Genomic DNA, 3,501 nt, shown 5'->3' with positions numbered 1-3,501 from the left:
ACTCATATAAGAGAATCTAGTGATAATATTAAATTAGCCTTTAAGTTTAAAGGGGTTCCGACAAGTTTAATGATTAGTCAGATAGGATTTGTACCACAAGGAGCGTTTCATAAAGAGGGGTGGACAGACGCAGTTCAATTTTTTGATGCTAAAAATATTGGAACTTGTGCTTATGCACAAATGAACGTGGCTGCTTCTCATACAGCTGCGGAGATTGTTCTCGAAGATGCCACTTATACTACTAATAATAAGGTAACTCTTATGGAAGTGCGAGGAAATAAATCTTCTGGAGAAAGCTGCTCTTTCTGTTCAATATACAAAAAAAGTAATTGGATTTTAAACTTTGATGAAATCGCCCTGGGGAGTTAAAGTTTGAAGCATAGAATTTAATAATCACTTAATAATTCTCGTTTATAATCATACAAAATATAAACAGAGGGTTTAAATTAAAATGACTGTAGAAAATAATGTAGCTGCACAGATTAACTCTTTACTTGGCACCTATCAAAGCGAGCGCAGTAAACGTTATCGAATAAAAGATATATTCTTTCCAACTGACAAAAAGACTCGCAATCAATTTATCTCTCAGTTAAAAGGCTCACTTAACACAGGGAAAAAAGAAGGTCTCCTCGACCTCATTAAAGACAATATCAATAAATTTCCTGGGCTTCATCTAACAACCACACTTTATAAGATAAGACTTCTTTTAGTGGATGAAAGCAGCAATTTAAACGTATCTACAGAAGCTAAAAAAAGATTAATCGAACTTGGAGAAAATGAATATACTCGTGCAATTAATACATTGTATTCAACTATTGAGAAACTGAAAGTTTTTGCCGGTTCTAATAAAGAAAATCCCATAGCGGTCTTTGCAAATCAACTTAAAAACGATGTAGATCAATTCGTTAGCTCAAACACAAACTATTCACAATTACAATTAGCTAATCGCTTCCAAACAAAATTTATTGCAAGATTACATAGCGAAGATATTTTAATGAGTCAACATGAACACTTAAAACCGTTCATTATAAATCTTGTACTTGCTGTAGTTACTTTAGGTTTGGCTTTAGCTATTAAGGCTGTGCATTCAAAATGGACTACTGGGCGTGTTTCTTTATTTGCCTCAGAAACTCCTAAACAAGCTGCGATTAAAAAGATAGGACAAGCAGTGGATGAACTCTTATCGCTGGAGCCTTCCTATGCAGAAAAAGTATTTGCCATATTGGGAATAGATTTTTTTACAAACCAAGTAGGAATAGATTTGTTTACAAACCAAGATTTAAATAATCTTAGTAAAACCTGCAGAACAATGAACTCTGTTGCATTGCCTGAATTGAATAAACGTGCTGCTAAACAACTATTAAATCATGTGCTTTTAGGTCAACAAAAGGAAGCAGAAGCCATGATAAAAATGAATCCAAAGTTGCAATTGATGAAATCAATTGCAACAGACTATTCCGGAAGAACGTTTAACTGCACCGCCTATGAATATGCTTATTGGGCTAAAGACACGCATATGTGTCGTATGCTAGAACGTCATATGGACGAGGAAACGAAAGCCGATATGTTAGTTCGGATTGATGCCAACGACACGGCAGGACTTTCTTATCAACAAAATAGTGCGGAACATCGCAGCGCTCATTTTGATTTGGCGCCGCTTAAAACGGCATTGCAAGCCCATGTTGATGGCTATTCTGCGTGGTATAATACCAGTAATTGGGATGCAATGGAGGCTGCCTGGTTGGTTGTGAGCAAGGCTCAACGGGATGTACCGGCACATGTAGTTCAAGAATATTGCAGGCCGGACCGGTCATTTTATCCGTGCCCTTCATTTAATGAGCTCACATTACCGCGTGGTTTAACTTTTTATAATTGGACTACTTCTCAAATTGATTCATGGTTTCCTTTGGTGCCTTCTAATTCAGATCTTAATTTTGGATTAATTCGCGCGGCCGTGGAAGGCTTGCCCTTCGGCTTGAAAGTGACCGGATCTACAATGCCTTTTGATGCATTTAAAGAGTTGTTCTGGATTCATTCGCCGTCGCGGACGAAGCATTTTGATTTGGCGGCTATTACCCGTCTTGATGAAGTAAGAACAGATGATCTCAGGCAGTCGCGCAAGAATTTAAACTCACCGACATTAGCCCCTGGCATGGCAAGGTAAGCTGTTCTTGCAGGCTAGTTGTGGCGATATTATTTGCCGCCGCATCCTGACTTGCTTGAATAAACCATTTCATGAGTTCTTGATAAGACCAATTTTGTGCTGTTCTCAGTCCCTGCTCTCCTAAGAACCATCTTAGAGGATAAAGACCGACCGTTTATATTTGAGTTAGATGAGTAAGATAAAGAGTACCTCAATTCTTTTGAGGATATCCCTAAAAAAATTAATTACATTTTGCAAGTTAATTTCTTTAGGATTTCACAATATTTTTTTAATTTTATGTTTCAAGGAATCAGACAGGACACTTGGTATGTTATTAAAACTTATTTTCCATCAGAGAAATTTTCCAAAAAACAAGTGAGTAAATGGCATCATTATGACAACCGTAATATCATTTTGAAAAAATACGGCATGGCAATTTATTCGAGCAAGAATAAGGCTAAAGCCATTGGGTACGCCAAGGAATGGTTCATTACATAAAAACCGTTTTATATTAACTTAATGGCGCCCAAGTTTGTATGTAGATATAACAATCACGCGCTGTATTACCAAAAGCTGGTAGTACTAACCAATTTCGAAGAAGGTCTTCTTTTTTAAAACCATTACTTTCTAATACCCTAGACATTCTTTTTGAGGGATTCGAATTACCTCTAAATTATCTTATAAAGAGTTTCGAATAGTTTGAACAATTGGACATGCTTTGAGGAGTTGTTTTCCAAAAGTACTTGGCCATTTAGGAAAAACCTATATTCTCCTTCTTTGTTAATAAAGCTAATAGAGGCTTCGATAAAATCAATAATTGAATTTTTTAATTCACCAGTATTATCTAAATAATAACTCGGTGTTGATTATTTAGTGGCTTGTAAGATAAAGAAAATTAATTAGTACCGCTATTGGGCTTATCAATCACATAGAGGGCTTGCCTTGCAGCGCAAACCCTCTATGTGTAAATTTTTATTGAAATCAACAAGATAATAAAATAAGATGAAATGGCTATATATTTTAGCTTATTTTAAAAAGCGCTGATAGAAGGAATTCTCAGTTCCCCCTACCAGCTAAGCCACAACATTTACTTTGGAGAGTAAAATATCATGACCTACGTCATTATTATTCATTTTACAAATAATTTTCAATATTTATCTAGCCGAAAGGCGCTAGATTCGCCACCTTCAGGTTAATTTCAGACCAATTTGACTAATGCGCTGCTGTATGAGCGTAGGGAGTCATACGTCTTTAAAACACCGAACGGGGGCATAACCTAATTTTGCCCCTGCCTTTACCTGTCTTTAAAAAAAAGAGAACATCATGTCAGAAAGAAAGCATTCAGAGTTTTATCAACT

The 3,501-nt window shown here is 36.2% G+C and carries 2 protein-coding genes; both read left to right on the top strand.

The window, feature by feature from the left end; genetic code table 11:
- The coding region (locus tag WA877_RS03955; protein WP_425169634.1) for a hypothetical protein at window positions 1-369 on the top strand (369 nt) is incomplete at its 5' end.
- Window positions 370-451: 82 nt separating this feature from the next.
- Window positions 452-2,164, top strand: coding sequence for a hypothetical protein (locus WA877_RS03950; protein ID WP_425169632.1), 1,713 nt, complete (start codon window positions 452-454; stop codon window positions 2,162-2,164).
- The last annotated feature ends 1,337 nt before the right edge of the window (window positions 2,165-3,501 follow it).

Source organism: Legionella sp. (assembly GCF_049790535.1).
Classification (GTDB): Bacteria; Pseudomonadota; Gammaproteobacteria; order Legionellales; family Legionellaceae; genus Legionella.
This window is presented reverse-complemented; position numbering and strand designations above follow the sequence as displayed.

What these genes read in the sequence shown, in the direction of transcription:
- WA877_RS03950 (WP_425169632.1), top strand. Translation starts at nt 452, where the DNA reads ATGACTGTAGAAAATAATGTAGCTGCACAGATTAACTCTTTACTTGGC.